19 protein-coding genes are annotated in these 19,737 nt (G+C 34.3%); 14 read left to right on the plus strand and 5 right to left on the minus strand.

Annotation, left to right across the window (positions count from 1 at the left end; translation table 11 throughout):
* Nucleotides 1–11 precede the first annotated feature (11 nt).
* Nucleotides 12–2,153 (plus strand): methylmalonyl-CoA mutase, encoded by a 2,142-nt coding sequence (gene scpA, locus VFM92_RS01015; protein ID WP_325120349.1) that lies wholly within the window; start codon nt 12–14, stop codon nt 2,151–2,153.
* A gap of 92 nt (nt 2,154–2,245) precedes the next feature.
* Nucleotides 2,246–3,358 carry a PQQ-dependent sugar dehydrogenase gene (locus VFM92_RS01020; protein ID WP_325120332.1) on the plus strand — a complete coding sequence of 371 codons (1,113 nt, stop codon included), beginning with the start codon at nt 2,246–2,248 and terminating at the stop codon, nt 3,356–3,358.
* 771 nt (nt 3,359–4,129) lie between these two features.
* Here the strand turns inward: VFM92_RS01020 and VFM92_RS01025 are convergent.
* On the minus strand, nt 4,130–4,276 hold the full coding sequence (locus VFM92_RS01025; protein ID WP_325120333.1) for a hypothetical protein: 147 nt from the start codon (nt 4,274–4,276) through the stop codon (nt 4,130–4,132).
* A 502-nt stretch (nt 4,277–4,778) separates the two neighbouring features.
* Between VFM92_RS01025 and VFM92_RS01030 the strand changes: the two genes are divergently transcribed.
* Genes VFM92_RS01030 through VFM92_RS01065 form a run of 8 tightly spaced genes read left to right on the plus strand, consistent with a single transcriptional unit; the run spans nt 4,779 to nt 13,268 of the window.
* A complete protein-coding gene (locus VFM92_RS01030; protein WP_325120334.1) occupies nt 4,779–7,211 on the plus strand; it encodes a YfhO family protein in 2,433 nt (810 codons plus the stop codon).
* Nucleotides 7,208–8,104: a glycosyltransferase gene (locus tag VFM92_RS01035; RefSeq protein WP_325120335.1), complete on the plus strand. Its 897-nt coding sequence runs from the start codon at nt 7,208–7,210 to the stop codon at nt 8,102–8,104. The genes VFM92_RS01030 and VFM92_RS01035 overlap by 4 nt, the downstream gene beginning before the upstream one ends.
* Nucleotides 8,105–8,110: 6 nt before the next feature.
* Nucleotides 8,111–9,025: a hypothetical protein gene (locus VFM92_RS01040; protein WP_325120336.1), complete on the plus strand. Its 915-nt coding sequence runs from the start codon at nt 8,111–8,113 to the stop codon at nt 9,023–9,025.
* Entirely contained in the window at nt 9,026–9,571 is a 546-nt protein-coding gene (locus VFM92_RS01045) for an acyltransferase (protein ID WP_325120337.1), read from the plus strand.
* Nucleotides 9,568–10,257, plus strand: coding sequence for a cytidylyltransferase domain-containing protein (locus tag VFM92_RS01050; RefSeq protein ID WP_325120338.1), 690 nt, complete (start codon nt 9,568–9,570; stop codon nt 10,255–10,257). Before VFM92_RS01045 ends, VFM92_RS01050 begins: the two co-directional genes overlap by 4 nt.
* Nucleotides 10,247–11,263 (plus strand): N-acetylneuraminate synthase family protein, encoded by a 1,017-nt coding sequence (locus tag VFM92_RS01055; RefSeq protein WP_325120339.1) that lies wholly within the window; start codon nt 10,247–10,249, stop codon nt 11,261–11,263. Before VFM92_RS01050 ends, VFM92_RS01055 begins: the two co-directional genes overlap by 11 nt.
* Nucleotides 11,263–11,889 carry an acyltransferase gene (locus VFM92_RS01060; RefSeq protein WP_325120340.1) on the plus strand — a complete coding sequence of 209 codons (627 nt, stop codon included), beginning with the start codon at nt 11,263–11,265 and terminating at the stop codon, nt 11,887–11,889. The genes VFM92_RS01055 and VFM92_RS01060 overlap by 1 nt, the downstream gene beginning before the upstream one ends.
* Nucleotides 11,886–13,268, plus strand: coding sequence for a glycosyltransferase (locus VFM92_RS01065; RefSeq protein ID WP_325120341.1), 1,383 nt, complete (start codon nt 11,886–11,888; stop codon nt 13,266–13,268). The genes VFM92_RS01060 and VFM92_RS01065 overlap by 4 nt, the downstream gene beginning before the upstream one ends.
* Nucleotide 13,269: 1 nt before the next feature.
* Here the strand turns inward: VFM92_RS01065 and VFM92_RS01070 are convergent, their stop codons facing one another.
* Together VFM92_RS01070 and VFM92_RS01075 are read right to left on the minus strand one after the other, a co-directional pair.
* A complete protein-coding gene (locus VFM92_RS01070; protein ID WP_325120342.1) occupies nt 13,270–14,628 on the minus strand; it encodes an alanine/glycine:cation symporter family protein in 1,359 nt (452 codons plus the stop codon).
* A 125-nt stretch (nt 14,629–14,753) separates the two neighbouring features.
* Complete coding sequence (locus tag VFM92_RS01075; protein WP_325120343.1) at nt 14,754–15,317, minus strand: YdeI/OmpD-associated family protein; 564 nt, start codon at nt 15,315–15,317, stop codon at nt 14,754–14,756.
* A 378-nt stretch (nt 15,318–15,695) separates the two neighbouring features.
* Between VFM92_RS01075 and VFM92_RS01080 the strand changes: the two genes are divergently transcribed.
* The 3 genes from VFM92_RS01080 to VFM92_RS01090 all read left to right on the plus strand — a co-directional run bounded on the left by VFM92_RS01080 (nt 15,696) and on the right by VFM92_RS01090 (nt 18,386).
* Nucleotides 15,696–16,298 (plus strand): RNA polymerase sigma factor, encoded by a 603-nt coding sequence (locus tag VFM92_RS01080; protein WP_325120344.1) that lies wholly within the window; start codon nt 15,696–15,698, stop codon nt 16,296–16,298.
* Nucleotides 16,288–17,061: a hypothetical protein gene (locus VFM92_RS01085; protein WP_325120345.1), complete on the plus strand. Its 774-nt coding sequence runs from the start codon at nt 16,288–16,290 to the stop codon at nt 17,059–17,061. Before VFM92_RS01080 ends, VFM92_RS01085 begins: the two co-directional genes overlap by 11 nt.
* Nucleotides 17,062–17,144: 83 nt before the next feature.
* Nucleotides 17,145–18,386, plus strand: coding sequence for a hypothetical protein (locus VFM92_RS01090; protein WP_325120346.1), 1,242 nt, complete (start codon nt 17,145–17,147; stop codon nt 18,384–18,386).
* A 126-nt stretch (nt 18,387–18,512) separates the two neighbouring features.
* On the opposite strand, the gene VFM92_RS01095 is transcribed toward VFM92_RS01090, so the two are convergent.
* Nucleotides 18,513–18,704, minus strand: coding sequence for a cold-shock protein (locus VFM92_RS01095; RefSeq protein WP_085517016.1), 192 nt, complete (start codon nt 18,702–18,704; stop codon nt 18,513–18,515).
* A gap of 87 nt (nt 18,705–18,791) precedes the next feature.
* Between VFM92_RS01095 and VFM92_RS01100 the strand changes: the two genes are divergently transcribed.
* A complete protein-coding gene (locus VFM92_RS01100) occupies nt 18,792–19,274 on the plus strand; it encodes a histidine phosphatase family protein (RefSeq protein ID WP_325120347.1) in 483 nt (160 codons plus the stop codon).
* 57 nt (nt 19,275–19,331) lie between these two features.
* Here the strand turns inward: VFM92_RS01100 and VFM92_RS01105 are convergent, their stop codons facing one another.
* Nucleotides 19,332–19,637 carry a tetratricopeptide repeat protein gene (locus tag VFM92_RS01105; RefSeq protein ID WP_349256646.1) on the minus strand — a complete coding sequence of 102 codons (306 nt, stop codon included), beginning with the start codon at nt 19,635–19,637 and terminating at the stop codon, nt 19,332–19,334.
* Nucleotides 19,638–19,737: the final 100 nt, after the last annotated feature.

A 19,737-nucleotide genomic window follows, 5' to 3' on the forward strand; every position in this document is an offset into this window, starting at 1 on the left:
AACTAATACACATGAAACCTGATTTTTCAAAAATACAAAATATAAATTTAGATAAAGCGGATAGCACAGCTAACTCAAGACCAGAGTGGAAAACAGCTGAAAGCATAGTAGTTCCTCCTGTGATTGATGCCTCCACTATAGAAGGTGCTGAACATATTGGTTTTATTGCGGGAAAAGCTCCTTATTTAAGAGGTCCTTACAGTACGATGTATGTGCAAAGGCCCTGGACTATCCGTCAATACGCTGGATTTTCCACAGCGGAAGAATCTAATGAATTTTATAGAAAGAATTTAGCAGCAGGTCAAAAAGGACTTTCCGTAGCTTTTGACCTAGCCACTCACAGAGGTTATGATTCAGACCATCCAAGAGTTGAAGGAGATGTAGGGAAAGCAGGAGTAGCCATTGATAGTATTTTAGATATGAAATTGCTATTCGACCAAATTCCTTTAGATAAAATGTCTGTTTCTATGACCATGAACGGTGCTGTAATTCCGATTATGGCATTTTATATAGTGGCTGCAGAAGAGCAAGGAGTAAAACCTGAGCAACTATCAGGGACCATTCAAAATGACATTTTGAAGGAATTTATGGTAAGGAATACTTATATCTACCCGCCTGCCCCATCTGTTCGAATTATCTCAGATATTTTCGAATACAGCAGTAAAAACATGCCGAAATTTAATTCCATCAGTATCAGTGGATATCACATGCATGAAGCGGGTGCTACAGCAGATTTAGAATTAGCTTATACTTTAGCAGATGGATTGGAATACATCCGAGCCGGATTAAAATCAGGTTTGACCATTGATAAGTTTGCCCCTCGCCTATCCTTTTTCTGGGCAATTGGCATGAACCACTTTATGGAAATTGCCAAAATGAGAGCTGGAAGATTGCTTTGGGCGAAGATTGTAAAACAATTTAATCCTGAAAATCCGAAATCACTGGCTTTGAGAACACACAGTCAAACTTCCGGCTACAGCTTAACAGAGCAAGACCCATATAATAATGTTGCCAGAACCTATATTGAGGCAAAAGCAGCTGTTCTAGGGCATACTCAATCTTTGCACACCAATGCACTGGATGAAGCCATTGCTCTGCCAACAGATTTCTCAGCTCGAATTGCGCGGAATACTCAGCTATTTCTGCAAAATGAAACACAAATTACCAAGACCGTTGATCCTTGGGGAGGTTCCTATTATGTGGAATTTTTGACAGACCAGTTGGTGAAAAAGGCTTGGAAATTGATTGAGGAAGTTGAAGAAATGGGCGGTATGACTAAAGCCATTGAATCAGGACTTCCGAAAATGAGAATTGAAGAAGCTTCTGCCAGAAAGCAAGCTGGAATTGATTCAGGACGGGAAGTTATTGTGGGCATAAACCGCTATCAGACGGATGAAGAAAGTGATATTGAATTGCGTGAGGTTGATAATACTGCCGTTTTAAGATCTCAGGTCAAGCGACTTGAAAAGCTTAAAACTGATAGAAACAACTCTGAAGTACAAACTGCTCTTGATAATTTAGCAAAATGTGCCAAGTCAGGAAAAGGAAATTTATTGGAATTTGCAGTGGAAGCAGCCCGAAAAAGAGCTACATTAGGTGAAATCTCAGATGCTATGGAAAAATCATTTGGCAGACATAAAGCAACCATTCGCTCTATTCAAGGAGTCTATTCAGGTGAAGCAGGAAATAGCGATGACTTCAAAAAAGCACAAAAATTAGCGAATGATTTTGCGGAATTAGAAGGTAGAAGACCCAGGATTCTGATTGCCAAAATGGGGCAAGATGGACACGATAGAGGCGCTAAAGTAATTGCCACTAGCTTTGCCGACTTAGGTTTTGATGTGGACATAGGACCACTTTTTCAAACCCCTGAAGAGTCTGCCATGCAGGCAGCTGAAAACGATGTGCACATAGTAGGCGCATCAAGCTTAGCAGCTGGACATAAAATGCTAATTCCTAAACTGATTAATGAATTAAAAAGAATAGGAAGAGAAGATATTATGGTCATTGCGGGCGGTGTGATTCCACCTAAAGATTATGATTTCTTGTATGAAGCTGGAGTAAGTGCAGTTTTTGGCCCAGGAACAAATATTGCTAAAGCAGCAACTCAAATTTTAGAGAAATTGATGGCTGAGGATGAGGAGGCTAAATGATAAATTTCAACAAATTATTAATTATAAAGTTCTTCTTAAAAAATAAAACAAAAATCTTATACCGATAAAACGATTCCATTAAATCTATAAACATGAAACACCTAAAACTAATATTTCCCATTATTGCTATTGTAGTAATATTTGCCTGTGGAGATGATAAAAAGGAAAATAAACTTTCCACATTAAACCTACCTGAGGGATTTGAAATTTCAATTTATGCAGAGGTTGAAAACGCTCGCTCAATGGCTTTATCTAAAAACGGAACTTTATTCGTGGGGAACAGACAAGAAGATAAAGTTTATGCTGTGCAAGATACGGACGGTGACGGGACTGCAGACAAAAAATACATATTAGCTGATAGCCTAAATATGCCAAATGGAGTAGCTTTTAAGGATGGGGACTTATATGTGGCCGAAGTAAGCCGTATTTTAAAATTTTCTGACATTGAAAATAATTTAGAAAATCCAGAATACGAAGTGATTTATGATGAATATCCAACAGATAAACACCACGGTTGGAAATATATTGCTTTTGGTCCTGACGGTAAATTATACGTAGCGGTAGGTGCGCCATGCAATATTTGCAATAATCCTGACAAGCCAATTTATGCTACTATCACTCGTATGAATCCTGACGGAACGGATATGGAAATTTACGCTGAGGGTATCAGAAATACTGTCGGTTTTACATGGCATCCAGAAACGGAAGACTTATATTTTACCGACAATGGACGAGATATGATGGGCGATAGTATTCCGCCATGCGAGCTAAATGTTGCTACTGAAAAAGGACAGCATTTTGGCTATCCATTTTGCCACGGAGGCTACATTGCTGACCCTGAGTTTGGTGAATTAAGGGATTGTAGCGAATTCAAAAAACCTTATAGAAACCTTGGGGCACACGTTGCACCTTTGGGAATCAAATTTTACACTGCTGATTTATTCCCAGCAAAGTATAAAAACCAAATTTTTATTGCTGAGCATGGTAGCTGGAACCGTTCTAAAAAAATTGGTTATAGAATTCAAATGATAAGCAATACCACAGAAGGGCAGCCTACTTACGAAACTTTTATTGATGGTTGGTTAAATGAAGAAGAGCAAGATGCATGGGGAAGACCAGTAGATGTAATTTTAAATGATAAAGGAGAAATGCTGATTTCTGATGATTTAGCTGGACTGATTTATAAGGTGACTTATAAAGGATAAAAATTAGTGATGAATTGAAAATAGAAAAGGTTGAGTTTTGACAAGCTCAACCTTTTTCAATTCTTTTTTTAATTGTTTGTATCAATATAAAATCTCTAGAGTAAATCTCATTACTTCTATTTTTTACCTTTCTTTTTGCTATTATATAACAAGATTTTATTTTTCCAGTCAACTCCTTTAAATCTCTCTAGCAACACCCCTATAATCCCCTCAAGGGGATAGTCCTCACAGATTTAAATTATTAGGAAATTTTAAGCTTTAAATGTTTTTTTCAATTATTAAAAAAAAATTAACAAAGAGATATGTTAATTCAAATCAAAGAATCAACTGTGATTCCGTGCGGCTCCCCCCTTGAGGGGGGCTACGGGGGGTGTCGCAATCTGCTTTAGTAAACTTCAAGTTATCTCCTTTGAAGTTCAGTTCGAAAAACTGCGATGACTTGAACAAAAAGAAACAAAAATTCAAGAAAGTTTAATGCTTCCACCCTCAATGCCCAAGCTGGCCCGCTAAACTTTCCTCCCTCCCGCTTTTCCGAGTTCCTCGGAAGTGGTCGCATTATTTCATTTCCTACTTTATAGCAAAAGCCCTTCTGTTTGCTATGAAATACTATTTATCCATTGCAATTCAACTTCAACTAATACTAAGGATAATCCACGGCAGAAGTGCAAACTGCCATGGATAAATTGATTCTCAATCATTCTGTGGCGTAATCATTATATGAGCTCTGTGTGTTCCTGGATCCATAATCCAAGCTCCACCAGGTACTAAAGGTCAGGTTGGCAAACCTGTTGATTCTGTTGTAGCAAAAGGAATATAAACCACATATCTCAAATTGGCATTTTCTACTTTACCAGTTTCAGGATTGTACTTTCCTTCAATTCCAGATAAAACATGTAGAGTAGTTGGATTGTCAGGCATTTTCAATTTACCTGATTTTGCTTTTTTCTCTCTTATTTGAAAAATTGCATCTGGCCTTCTGCCTTCAATTAATCTCGCCTTTACATGAAAGGATACAAATCTTTATTTAAACAAGCTACGCTAAATACCTCTTTATAAGACCCTTCTATCATTTAAATTAGTTCTTTATGAAAGTGATAGCTAAATTCCATCTTTATAAAGGTAGTAATTGGTCACCTCTTCATATTCTACTGGTGGAACAGCTTGTACCGCAACAGCAATTTATCCATCACTTTCAAAAATTTGTGCTTGACGTGAAATTAAACTGAAAATAAAAAGGAAATTAAAAAAAGTGACTTCATATTTCTGTTCTTAAATCATGAAAATCTTATAACAAGTTAAACACAGAGAATTTATTCTCTAAATCCTAAATAATCCCAACCAATTTAACTGCTTTCGAGCCATTCATCTTGGCACAGGATAAAGAAATAACTATTATTGTATTTCTAAAAACCATTGAAATATGAATATTAAAAACGTCACTCCTCATATAGTTGCGGTACTATTATTTATCATTATCAATTTAATCATGTATTGGCCTATTTTCATGGAAAATAAAGGGCTCAATCAGAATGATATACTTCAAGGTGCAGGGGCTAATCAAGAAGTAGTTGATTATAGAGCGAAAACAGGAGAAGAAGCACTTTGGACGAATAGCATGTTCAGTGGAATGCCCGCTTACTTGATTAATGTTCAATGGTCAGGTGATCTCACTTATTACATTCAGAAAGCTATCAGCTTATGGTTGCCAAGTCCAGCTAGTCATACTTTTGTGGCCATGCTCAGCTTTTATATTCTGCTAATAGTATTCAGAGTCAAACCATATTTGGCCATTGGAGGAGGATTAGTATATGGTTTAAATACCTTTTTCTTAATTTCAATTGAAGCTGGTCATATTTGGAAAGTAGCTGCTATCAGTTGGATGCCTGCTGTTTTGGGAGGAATCATTTTAGCCTTTAGAAGGAAATACTTATGGGCATTTATCCTCACCTCACTTGCAATGGCAATGGAAATACGTTCAAATCACTTACAAATCACCTACTATTTGCTATTAATTGTATTGGTTTTAGGGCTTTTTCAAATAATTAATGCTATTCGAAACAAAACACTACCTGATTTCTTTAAAGCTATGGGAGTTTTAGTTTTGGCCGTTTTATTAGGTGTAAGTACAAATATTGGTAAAATCTGGACGGCTTACGAATATGGTAAATTCTCAATAAGGGGCCCTGCAGAATTAACCAGTAACACTGAATCATCTGGAGGATTAGATAGAGACTACGCTTTTGCATGGAGCAATGGTATCTGGGAACCATTTACTTTTTTAATTCCAAATTTCTATGGTGGGGCAAGTCAGGAAGAAGTTTCCATGGATTCGGATTTGGCTGAAGGTCTGAAGCAACGAGGTGCTGCAAATGCACAGGTAAGGTCATTTGTGAAAAATGTACCTACCTATTGGGGAGACCAACCATTTACAAGTGGACCATATTACATGGGAGCTATTGTAATCTTTCTTTTTACTTTAGGAATAATCTTGGTTAAGGGGCCAGAAAAGTGGTGGTTAATAACTGCTTCAATTTTAGGAATTATTTTATCATGGGGAAAAAATTTCGAAGCCTTTAATTACTTTATGTTTGATTATTTCCCTGGCTACAACAAATTCAGATCTGTTTCCATGACGGTTGCAATTCCATTCTTAACCATGCCATTATTGGGATTTTTGGGTGTCAAAAAATTAATTGAATCAGATTGGAAAGAAAGTAAAAAGAAGTTATTAACCGCTATAGGTATTACTGCTGGACTTTGTTTATTAATGGTAATTGCATCATTTATGATTCGTTTCAGAGGTGCTGTTGATGCGCAAATGGGTGACCAACAGGCTTGGTTGGTTGAATTGATTCGTGAGCACCGAGCCGGAATGTTCCGTACAGATGCTTTTCGTTCATTTTTCTTTATCATTGTTGGCGGTGGTATTCTATATTTCTGGAAAGCGGGAAAAATCAAACCAAATTTAGCTATTGGATTATTCATCCTTGCTTTATTGGTTGATTATGTACCAGTTGGAAAAAGATATTTGAATGATGAAAATTTCCAAAAAAATGTGAAAAGCAATTTCTTTCAGAAAACAGAAGCTGACCAACGAATTCTTAAAGATAATGGTCACTATAGGGTTTTAAATCTGAATAACCCTTTTAATGAAGCAAAGACTTCATACTATCATTCCAGTATAGGTGGATATCATGGTGCAAAAATGAGACGCTATCAAGACCTCATTAACCTTCATATTCAGCAAGAAATGAATGGCTTGATCGAGAAACTAAGAAGTGGCAATACTGATTTAAGTGAATTTGGAGTATTAAATATGCTAAATACAAAGTATATTAAATTTGGAAATCAGGCTGGTCAAGTCATACAAAACAATAGCAGTTATGGTAATGCATGGTTTGTAGAAGATATTCGGGCAGTAAATAATCCTGATGAAGAAATTGAAACTTTGGGGCAAATCAGTCCAAATGAAACGGCTGTTATCAATAAATCTCGATTTGATATTCCTCAAGGCGATTTTTCTGAAGGTACAATCAACCTGAAAAGCTATGCTCCAAATGAATTGGTTTATCAATCCAATAATCCACAATCAGGTTTTGCGTTATTTTCAGAAATCTACTACCCTAAAGGTTGGAAAGCTTATATAGATGGAAAGGAAGCTGAAATCTTCCAAGCAAATTATGTGCTTAGAGGATTAGAAATTCCAGCTGGTCAGCATGAAATCCGTTTTGAATTTAAGCCTGTTGCTTATTATACTAGTAATACCATAATGTGGATAGGCTCGATTATCTTAATAATAGTAGTCATTGTTGGTGTTATTTATTCATTTATTTCTAAAAGAAAAGAAACTTGATATCCGTAATAGTTTGTACCTATAACAGGCGAGAATATTTACCAGATTGCTTAAAACACTTGGTTAAGCAATCAGCCCAACATGAAGATTATGAGGTATTGATTATTGATAATAACAGTACCGATAATACAGCAACTATTGCACAGGATTTAATAAAGGATCACCCTGATTTGAATGCGCAATATTTTTGCGAAATGAATCAAGGGCACACTTATGCTAGAAACAGAGGGATAAAAGAAGCCAAAGGTGAGATACTTAGTTTTATAGATGATGATGCTTTTGTAGATTACAATTTCATAAAGGAAATCCAATTTTATTTTAAGCAACACGCTGAAGTCAGCGCAATAGGTGGTAAAATTTTACCTGTTTATGAAGGAAAACATCCAAAATGGATGTCGAAATATTTATTAACATTAGTTTCGGCATTGGACATGGGAAATAGTCCCAAGAAATTTAAGGGGAGCAAATTTCCTATTGGAGCCAATATGGCTTTTCGTGCTGATGTATTTGAAAAATATGGCCATTTTAATACTGATTTAGGAAGAAGAGGAAGTGGATTAGAGGGTGGAGATGAAAAAGAAGTATTCCTAAGACTCAAAAAAGAAAATGAAGAAATTCATTACGTACCAAAAGTAAAAGTTGATCATATCATACCCGAAAAAAGATTGACAATGGAATATATTAAAGGCTTGGGAATAGGAGTAGGAAGCAGTGAAAAAAGAAGAGTGACAAATTCAGGGTTCACAGAAACTATGAAAAAAATCATCAGTGAAACCATAAAAGTCTGTGCTACCTTTATACTTTTCTTTTTCTATTTTATTCAAGGTAAATTTGCTCAGGCGAAAATGTTGGTGAAGTTTAGATTTTGGGTTTTACAAGGGTATTTAAAATAAGAGTAGATGTCTTTAATAAAAATAAGAGATTTTATAATTAACATATTTGAGGTACTGATCTCCCTTATTAAGATTATTTTCCTAACTAAAATCACCTTTAATTTCAAATTAAAATCCTATCGAAATCAATCTTTGATAATTTTAGGAAATGGTCCATCTCTGAATACTACCCTATATAACAAAGATTTCATTAGTAAACATAAGCTTCTTTGTGTAAATTATTTCTGTAGAACTGAAGAATACAAAACTTTAAAGCCTTCATTTTATGTAATCACTTCATTAGAATATTTCTTTAATGAAGACAAAAAAGATTTTGCTGTAGAGAGAAAGAAAACATTAGAAAGTATTGCTGAAAGAACTGAATGGCCATTAATTCTTTTTATTCCTGCAAAAGCAAAACAGCAGGATGAATGGAAAAAGATTTTTGCTCATAATTCCAATATCTCGATATACTATTTCAATACCACTCCAGTAGCAGGCTTCGATTTATTCACTAACTTTTGTTACTCCAAAAACTTAGGAATGCCTAGACCCCATAACGTTTTGATTCCATCTCTAATTTTATCAATTAAAATGAGTTTTTCTAAGATATACATAGCAGGTGCCGATCACAGTTGGTTAAAAGAAATCTATGTAGATCAGGACAATGAAGTCTTATTAAGTCAGAAGCACTTCTATGATAAACAAGCAAAACAGCAATCTCAATATAGAGATATGTCAGTTGCACAACCCATGTATCATGGTGGGAGTAGCGAAACAAGGAAGTTACATGAAGTATTAGAAAAGTTTTATTACACCTTTCGCTCTTATTGGAGATTAAAGCCCTATGCTAAATCAAAGAAAGTAGAGATTTATAATATCACACCAATTAGCTATATTGATGCCTTTGAAAGATTAAATATGTCCTCAGATTCAAAATAAATGAACCAACTTCGAAAACATCTAAAATTCACCTGGAAAAACCGTTGGAGAGCATTCCAAGAAAAAAAAAGAATTGGCTTTTTGGGAAATGGAGTTTTCATTGATAAGAATGTAGAATTACAGCGATTTCCAAAAAATATTTCAATTGATAATCATACAGTTTTAAAGGAAGGCAGTAGGATTTGTGCTTGCAATGAAAAGGCTGAAATTAACATAGGAAAAAACACTACAATAGGCTTTCATACTTTCATTTTTGCTTCTGAAAAAATCACAATTGGAGATGATTGCCTAATCGCACCTTTTGTTTATATAGTAGATAGCGATCACACAGCTGAAAAAGGAAAGCTTATTAATCAACAGCCCAATATGACCTCAGCTGTATCCATTGGCAATGATGTATGGATAGGAACGGGAGCAAAAATTTTAAAAGGAACTACGATTGAAGATGGTGCAGTAATTGCAGCAGGAGCTGTAGTTTCTAGTCACGTAAAAAGCTATGAAATATTCGGTGGAATCCCAGCAAAAAAAATCAGTGAGCGAAAATGAAAGTAGGAATTATTGTCATTTGTCGATTTAATTCTTCTAGATTACCAGGTAAAATCCTGAAAGAAATTAATGGAAAACCATTACTCACCTACATTCTTGAAAGACTGAAGCAATCAATCTATCATGAAAATATAGTGATTGCTACTTCAAACGAATTGACCGATCAGCCAATAGTGGAATATTGTCAAAAAAATGATATCCCCTATTTTAGAGGCGATTTAATAAATGTAAGTCAACGATTTGCAGATTGCATGCATCATTTTGATTTCGATTTTGGTGTGAGGATAAATGGCGATAACATTTTTACTGATTCTAAATTAGTAGATAAGGCTATCGACTTGGCAATGGGAAAAAATTATGACTTTGTTTCCAATGTAAAAGGTAGAACTTTTCCTACTGGCATGAGTGTGGAAGTGGTTTCATCTCAATTTTACTATCAACAAATTCAAAATTTCAAAGAAGAACGTCATTTTGAACATGTTACACTCTATTTTTATGAAAATGAAAAAGCGGGAAACTTTCATTTTTTTACGAATGAAGAAATGGATGAAGCAAAAGGTCTAAAAATGGCTGTAGATACCCAAAATGATTTTAACTTTGTTAGTTCAATCATAAAAAGGATGGAAAAACCACACTTTTCATATGATTGGAAAGCAATTACAAAAATTTATTTGAATGAACAATAATTGGAGGGGAAAACACGGGCCATTACTCATAGCAGAAATCGGAGGAAACCATGAAGGTGATTTTGAATATGCTAAAAAATTAACGCAATTAGCCATTGATTCTGGAGCTGATTATGTGAAATTTCAAATATACACTGGAGACAAATTGGTAAGTAAACTAGAAAGTCCTGATCGAAATCAACATTTTAAGAAATTTGAATTAAGTCCCGAGCAACATATTAAGTTGGCAGAAATGTGCCGCAATCAGAATGTTGGTTATACTGCCTCAGTATGGAATTTTGATGCTTTAGATTGGATAAATCCTTATATGGACTTCTTCAAAGTAGGGTCTGGGGATTTAACCGCCTACTCTATGATAAGGGAGTTAGCAAAATTTAAGAAGCCGATTTTGATTTCAACTGGACTAGCCAGCGAAAATGAAGTAGTAGAAGCTATAGCCTTTTTAAGGCAACAAAATCAATTCTACAAAAAAGAGGACAGCATAGCAGTATTGCAATGTACATCCATGTACCCTATCAATAATTCAGATGCAAATTTAAATGTAATGCATCGTTTTAAAGAGATTTTGAATTGTTCTGTTGGCTATTCAGATCATACCGAAGGCAGTTACGCCATGGAAATTGCAGTTGCTATGGGGGCTGAAGTATTAGAGTTTCATTTTACGGATGATAGAAATGGAAAAACATTCAGAGATCATAAAGTATCACTTACCAAAGATGAGGTTCAAGAATTAATTAAGAAAATTAAATTAATCAATACTTTAAAAGGCTCTTCACAGAAGAAAGCCTTGCCTATTGAAATAGATAATGGTCATGACAAATCTTTTCGAAGGGCAGTTTATCCTTTAAAAGATATTAAAAAAGGAGAAATATTAACAGTTGAACATTTAACTGTATTAAGACCAAGTCATGGGATTGACGCTAGGGAATTCGACCAACTAATTGGTAAAAAAGCACTGAAGGATTTAGAGAAATATCAGAAACTAAGCTGGGATTATTTTAAATAATGGTGGTAATCACTCAATATTTTATTAGAAAACTAAGACCTGCATTTTATGCGTTCCTTACTCGTATTTTATACAGTGGAAGAGTGAAAATTGGTAAATACTTTAGAACAGATAGTATCCCGCGTATACTAGTGGACAAAGGGTGCAAGATAGAAATAGGGAATAATGTAGAATTTAGAAGAAATATTGAAATAAGAGCTCATAATAATTCCAATATTATCATTGAGGATGATTGTAGAATAGATAGAGGGGTTAGGTTTTTAAGTACAAATGAATCTACTATTTCAATTGGAAAACGAACAAGAATAGGATTAAATGCTGTTTTCAATGGCGGTGCAAACATAACTGTGGGTGAAAAATGTCTGATATCAGGTTTTGTTTATTTACAAACTAGTATGCATGCTTTCAGTTCACAATATAAAGCTGTTCAAGATCAGGGGTTTGACCATGCACCAGTTATATTAAAAAATGACTGTTGGTTAGGGACTCACGTAGTAATTTTGCCAGGTATTATTTTAGAAAAAGGAGCCGTAGTAGGAAGTAATGCTGTGGTTACAAAAAATGTGGGTGAATACAATATAGTTGGTGGGATTCCGGCAAAAATTATAAAAGAACGAATGCAATGAGAAATCCATTGATTACAATCTACATAACTAATTTTAATTACGAAAAATTTATAAAAAATGCTATTGAGAGTGTTCTAGCACAATCTATTCAAGATTATGAGCTTTTCATAATTGATGATGGCTCAACTGATGATAGCAAATCAATAATTGAAAATTATCGGGATATTGAAAATATTTCCATTATATACCAACAAAACAAAGGTTTAAATATCACTAATAATGTGGCTATGCGCGCTGCAAATGGCAAATATTTGATGCGCTTGGATGCTGATGATTTTCTGGAAAAAGAGGCGCTTGAAAAAATGAGTCAAGCATTAGAGAGTGATAAAGAACTAGGTCTTGTTTTTCCTGATTATTATTATGTGGATGCCGAAGGTAATAGAACAGGGATAGAACAAAGACATAATTTTGAAAAAGAAGTTTCCCTCTATGATCAACCCGCTCACGGTGCCTGCACAATGATAAGGCTTCAATTCTTAAAAGAATTGGGAGGATATAATGAAAGCTTCACCTGCCAAGACGGTTACGATTTATGGATTAAATTTATCACCCACCATAAAGTCAGCAATATTAACATTCCATTATTTTCATATCGCAGACATGGCCAGAATCTGACTACAAATGAAGAAAAAATCCTTAAAACACGTAAGCAAATAAAATCAGTATTTGTAGATGAACACTTTAACTCTCCAGCCACTTTAGCCATTATTCCGGTAAGAAATACTTTTATTTATGGAATTAATCTTCCATTATTTGAAATAGAAGGAAAAAGCCTTCTAGAAAGAAAAATTAAATCTTGTTTAGAAAGCCAAAAACTTAATCAAATAGTTATCTCTAGTGCAGATGAAGATATTTTAAGTTATGCTTCAGAAAAGTTCAGTGGGGACGATAAAATCAGCATTATTGAAAGACCTAAAGCTTTTGCGGAGAAAAATCAAAGTTTGAATGATACAATTGAACAATCATTGAATTTTGAACATGATCATGGTAGAGAGTATAAAGCCATCATGACGATTGCCATTGAATACCCATTTCTAGATGCGGAAACCATAGATGAGGCAATTAATACTTTGACGCTTTTCAAGTCAGATGCAGTTTTAAGTGTCAGGCCTGATAACCGATTATATTACCAACATACTGGAAAAACTCTAGAACCAATCTTAGACCAAGATAAATTCACTAAACTTGAACGAGAAGCTCTTTATAAGGGGGTTGGTGGTATAGTTCTATCTACAATTAAAAACTTTCAAAAACATGGAAAAATGACTGGCGGTAGAATCAGTCATGTAGTAGTCGATCAAAAAACTGCTTTCGGTATTTTTAGTAAATTTGATTTTGAGTTGTTTCAGTCTTTAATTCAGCATAATCAAATTCAATAAATCAATCCAAGTCATCCTTAGAAAAATAAACCTTAGCAGCCTTCATTACTTTTGGTGCTAATATAAAAGCTGAAATCATAGTAGGGAATGCCATCAAGGCATACATTCCATCAATTAATCCGATCACTGCTCCCAAAGAGGCTACTGAGCCCCAAACCACCATTCCGATATAAAAATACTGGTACCAGCGCACATGCTGGGCTCCAAATAAATAGGAAAAACATTTTCCACCGTAATATGAATAACTGAAAAGAGAAGTTATAGCGAAAATGAATAAAGCCAAAACCAACAAATATCTACCGCCCCATAAAGAATCATCAAAAGCCTTGATAGTTAAAGTTACTCCGCTTATGCCTTCCGTATGATCTTGCCATATTCCAGTTATTAAAATGGCTAAAGCAGTCATGGTACAAACGATTATGGTGTCTATTGCGGGCCCCATCATAGCAACTAAACCTTCACGAACCGGTTCATTTGTTTTGGCAGCTCCATGTGCCATTGGAGCAGTTCCTATTCCAGCTTCATTGGAAAATGCAGCTCTCCTGGCTCCTGCTATTACAATTGCTCCAACTGCTCCGCCCAGTACTGAGTTAGCTGTAAAAGCATCTACAAAAATAAGTTTTAAATATTGTGGTACTAATTGATAATTCAATACTAATATAGCAACCACTGCTATTACATAAATACCAACCATAGCAGGTACCATACTTCCAGCCACATTACCAATTCTTTTAATCCCCCCCAGAATTACTAAACCTACTATAATAGCTAAAATGATACCGATAGCTAATTTTATTCCAAAAGTCAATTCAATTCCCATGGGTATTAAAAGCCCTTCTCCTATTGCAGCAGTCAATTGATTGGATTGAAAACTAGGGATAGTTCCAAACATACCTGCCACGCAAAATAAGACAGCCATGGGTTGCCATTTTTTACCTAATCCTTCTCGTATAACATACATTGGTCCACCTTGCAGCTGTCCAAGAGAATCTTTTCCTCTATACATCACCGCTAATGTACAAGTAAAAAATTTTGTAGCCATTCCTACAAAAGCACTTACCCACATCCAAAAAATAGCTCCAGGACCACCCATAGTAATAGCTACCGCCACACCACTGATGTTACCCATTCCCACAGTAGCAGCTAATGCAGTTGAAAGTGCTTGATAATGATTAATATCGCCTTCGCTTTTCTCACCATCATACTTCCCTCTTAAAATTTGAACAGCATGTTTGAAAAATCGAAAAGGAAGAAAACGGGAATACAAGAGGAAAAAGAGGCCTCCGCCCATTAACAATAATAAAAGGGGCGTACCCCACATAGCATTACCAAAACCAACTAAAATTTCTTTTAAAGTCATCTATGTTAAAATATATGAATCGCTAAAGTACTAAAGAATTGAGTATTTGGAAGAAAAGAAGCTTTTAAATATTTAGGAAGCCTTACAATAAATTTATCTCAGCGCGATAAAATATTATATAATTATCATTTCCTGTATTTGTCATTCAACCCAATTCCCTCCAAAATCATAGGTATTATTTTCTCTATCCTACTGACTTTAGTAGCGTCTCTTTTGGCTGAGGAAATATATTCAATGTATTCCTTTTGTTTGAAAGGAGTCAAATTTTCAAAAGTGGATTTTAAGGATTTATCTGCCGTTAAATAATTACTAAAAATTTCAGGAATTTCTAAATCGCTTGATTTTTCAGCTTTCCATTTTAATCCTTTCTTTTCATTTTCGATTGCCTCTTGAATATATTGCAGAATCTTTTCCTCTTCCATCTCATCTAATGAGGTGAATTGCCAATACCGAAGTGCTTTCGTTTTACCTTCTTGAGAATTTCCTAAGACCTGAAATGGGTCTTTTAAAAATACACCATTGAAAAACCATAAACTTACATAATTCTTAAATCCTGCTATTGACAAAACATTACCTTTATTGAAAGTATAAACCTCCCCACCCCATTTAGTTGTTTTCTCTAGTTCAGTCTTACGAATTATTGATCTCAATAATTCAAGTTCTTCTAGCCATTTGCTATTTTTCTCCATTTTTGAAAAAGTAAAAATTCAGTTTTAAAAGTTATTGAAATTAATAATAGGTCGATTAAAATACTAGAAAATATAGCTTTCATGAAGTGACTTTCTCAAATTTAATCTTTCATCAAATTTACACATCTTATTTTAACTACAGCTATACTACTAACTTCTAAAATCAGCTTCTCTCCATGCAAGACACCTTAAGTGAAATAATTTAAAATGAATTAAAACTTTTTTCATTCTCTCAACATCCTAAATTCAAATAAGCTATAAATTGAATAAGTATAAATTTCCAAGTTAAAATGAAGCTGTGGAAATCTGCTAAAATTCACAAATTGGATACCAGTTTTTTTATGTAAATGCCTTAGTGGCTTTATCAAAATGTATGCAGTGCAAAATGAAGATTTAATATCACAAGCTCAAACGGGTGACAGTTTCGCCCAGGGAGAATTGGTTCGTCAGTGGTATCCAAGAATTTATAATTTTGCTTATAAATATTTTGGCAAGGCTGATTTAGCACAAGAGGCGGCTCAGCAAACCTTTATTGCAATGCATCATAAAATCAACCAATTAAACGATTGTAGCAAATTCAAATCGTGGATTTACACAATTGTAACAAATATTTGTCGGCAGGAAAGCAGAAAAGGAAAGCGACATAGATGGTTAAGTTTTGACCAACTTTTACCGCAAAATGATGATGGTAATAGTCCAGATTGGGAAGTTTCGATACCTAATGAAAATAATCCTGAACAAACATATCTTCAGGGAGAATTAGGGGATATTTTGACAAAGTGCCTACAGCAACTTAGCAAGGATCAGCGAGAAGTTTTAATTATGAAAGAATATGAAGGATTAAAATTTAGAGAAATAGCAGAAGCCTTAAGTGTTTCTGAAAACACAGTTAAATCAAGATTGTATTATGCGTTTTCTCATATGAGAAAATTATTAGCGAAAGAAAATATTACTGAAAAAAGTTTAAGATATGAAAACTGAAGATTGGAAAGCGAAAATGATGGATTATCTCTATGATGAATTAAATCCAGATGAAAGAAAAGCTTTTGAAAATGAGTTGGCTTTAAATCCTGAGCTAAAACAAGAATTGGAAGGATTTGAGAATGCACAGCATACTATCCAGAAATGGGAGGATAAGAAAGTGAGTGCTCCACCATTTTTCAATGTTTATAAAAACAAAGAAAAGCATCATTCCCAGTCTTCTTTCAAATGGTTTATATCCATAGCCGCCTCTATTTTGATTCTACTTTTAGCAGCTAGGTTTACAGGCTTAGAAATTAACAATCATAATGGCGAGTTTAGAATTGCTATCGGCCAACAAATTTCAACTGCTAATAAAATTGATGAAGACCAAATTCAGTTAATGGTGAACTCAGCACTTTCAACTTATGAGGAAAAACTTGATGCTAAAAGACAGGAAGACAAACAGGAATTAGAAAATTATTTGACCAAACAGAGCATGGAAAACAAGCAGTTCATCAATAATTATCTCACAGGAATGCAAGAAAGTAATGTAAAAATAATGCAAGCATATTGGAAGGAAAGCAATCAACAACAACAGATTTACACTGAAACACTATTAACAAATTTTGCTGAATATATTGATGAGCAAAGAAAAGAAGATATGAACTACCTATTTGCAAAAATGGAATTAATGGAATCAGACAAAGATTTATTCAAAATTGAAACGGGTCAAATGATTAACAGCTTAGCCAATAATCAAAAGGAAGAAAAAGCTTATTAAATATAAAAGGAAAAAATCAGCGACCACTGGTATGAAGTTGGCAAAAGCTTGCGCTAAAATTTTAAAAACAAAAATATAGAAAAATGAAGAAATATAGATTATTAATAGCATTAAGCCTTTTTGTAGGCACAATTTCAGCTCAAGGAGTTGATAATGAAAGAATGAATAAGGATTTGAAAGTTGCTCAGACAGTTTTAAATAGTTTGGTCAATGAAAATAATGCAATGCACTGGAACTATGAACGCGAACAACAAACTCAGTACATTGAAGATTATGGAGTAATTTTGACTTTACCTAAAAGTAATGTGTTTGCTTTCAATTTTGGACCAACCGCTCCACCAATGCCAGATATTTCTGCAGCAATCGCTAAAGGATTTGGTGTCATAGAAGAAATTCAACTTGATGAATATGAGGAGGAATTGGACGAAGAAGACAAGACTGAAATCGTAGAAATAAGAGAAGTAAGAAGGCAGGAATTGGTGGAGCGGCAAGCCGAATTGGAAAAAAGAGCAGCAATAGCAATAGCAAGAGCGCAATCCAAAATCCAGGATATGGACAGCATGAGAGAACAAAACAGCGTAAAAAGAACTGAAAATGTAATTGATTTCCTATTAGATTACGGTCATTTGATTAGTCAATTAAACCCTTCTGATAAAATACTAGTCATGGAAAAAGGGCACGATATTAGATATTTCAGAGATGCAGGAAGAGTAGAAAGATTAAAAACAAATCGATTATCTGTTGAAGCAAACGTAAAAGATATTCTAGCTTTTCAAGAAGGAAAAATAGATAGAGAGGAAGCAAAAAGTAGAATTGTAGTTAATACAGAAAAGGAAGAGATACCTTTACAAAAGGATCTAACCTTACTTAACACCATCTTAAAACGACTTTATGCTCAGGATTTATCTGAAACCTACTACCTGAATGGCGGAATGCCAACCGAACAGATTGAAGGATTAGGTGTGATTTTTTATATGGATATGGTTTCTTCCATTCGGAATGGAAATGAAAGTTGGAATATCCCTACCCAAAATAAAGAGAATTTAAATCAAGCAGAAAGGGATGATTTAATTAAAAACATATATCCTAAATTTGAGGAAGAGCTTAAAAAGAATATTATTGAATATGGAAAAAACGTAAGTAGCTTAGCTGAGAATGAGCAATTAATCTTTAAGGTAGGTATTACTAAATGTGAGGGATGCAAAATACCGGAAACTTTAGAACTACAGATCAAATCTAAGACCTTAAAAGATTTAAAATCAGGTAAACTAACCGATAAAGAAGCACTAAATGAGATAAAGGTCGTAAAAGGGAATTTGCAGTAAAAGCAACTAAGGTAAATGGAAGAGGTTATTGTTCTAAAACAGCAATAACCTTTTTTTATTTTTTAGAGGCATAAAAAAAGCCGATTGGCGACCAATCAGCTTTACATTCAGAATCTATAAATAGAATTATACTCTTCTGACACCAATGGCATTTAAGCCTTTTTTACCATCTGTAGTTTCGAAGGTAACTTTATCGTTTTTCTCGATATCGTCTTCTAAACCACTTACGTGAACGAAGATTTCGTTCTCTGTTTCGTCTTCTACAATAAATCCAAATCCTTTGTCTTCATTGAAGAACTTTACTGTTCCAGTACTCATAAAATAAATTGTTATTAATTATTATAAATTTAAGGCAATATACGTTTTTTGATTAATTCTGTTACTATTGTTGGAAATTAATTTTATATGAAGAAATTAATAATTATTCGTCACGCTAAATCAAGTTGGGATTATCCCCATTTAAATGATTATAATCGACCATTAAATGAAAGAGGTAAAAGAGATGCTCCAAAAATGGCAAAATGGCTTTCTTCGCAAGTAAGGAAAGTTGATTTAATCATTAGCAGTGGTGCTGAAAGAGCTAAGAATACCGCAATGGCTTTTGAGGCTGTATTACATGCACCAATGGAAATAGATGATAATCTTTATCATGCAAGCCATTCTAAATTAATGAGCCTAGTAAAACAGACTAAAAATGAAGTAGATTGTCTGATATTAGTAAGTCATAATCCTGGTTTAAATGATTTAGCTAATTATTTGCTCTCTGGTTTTCCAGATAATATCCCTACTACTGGAATTGTCAGTATGAAATTGGATATACAAAAATGGAGTGAAGCCTCTCCTGAAAGTGCCTCCCTCCATTTTTTTCAGTATCCTAAGAATTTGTGATTATTTTGCATGTCCTCTCAAGCGGAATCTTTCAATCAGGTGATTGAATTTTAGTTTTTAATTTATCTGTTTTTCTTTCAATTTATCATCTATCATATACTCAAAAACTTCGTCAAAACGTTCTATATATGGTTCATTCATGCTATACCTAATATATTCCTTTGCTACTTTAAAATTATCATAAGCCTTTTCATTATTATTAAGTTTTTTATAGATCAAGCCTAATTGGTAATAGGCTTCTGGAAATCGTTCTGCTAACGCCAAAGATTCTTCAAAATAGAGTATTGCTTTATTATAATCTTCCATTTCTGCGTAACACCTTCCCCATAGCGCGCGTTGCGAAGCAAAACGCGTGCTTAGCACAATAATTCAATATCCAACAACCCTCTTATTGTACCAGAATATTCCTTTGCTGAACTGTATTTATAATCCACTGCTTCTTCTACAATTTCTGCTTCAACAG

This window comes from Marivirga sp. (assembly GCF_035704835.1).
Classification (GTDB): Bacteria; Bacteroidota; Bacteroidia; order Cytophagales; family Cyclobacteriaceae; genus Marivirga.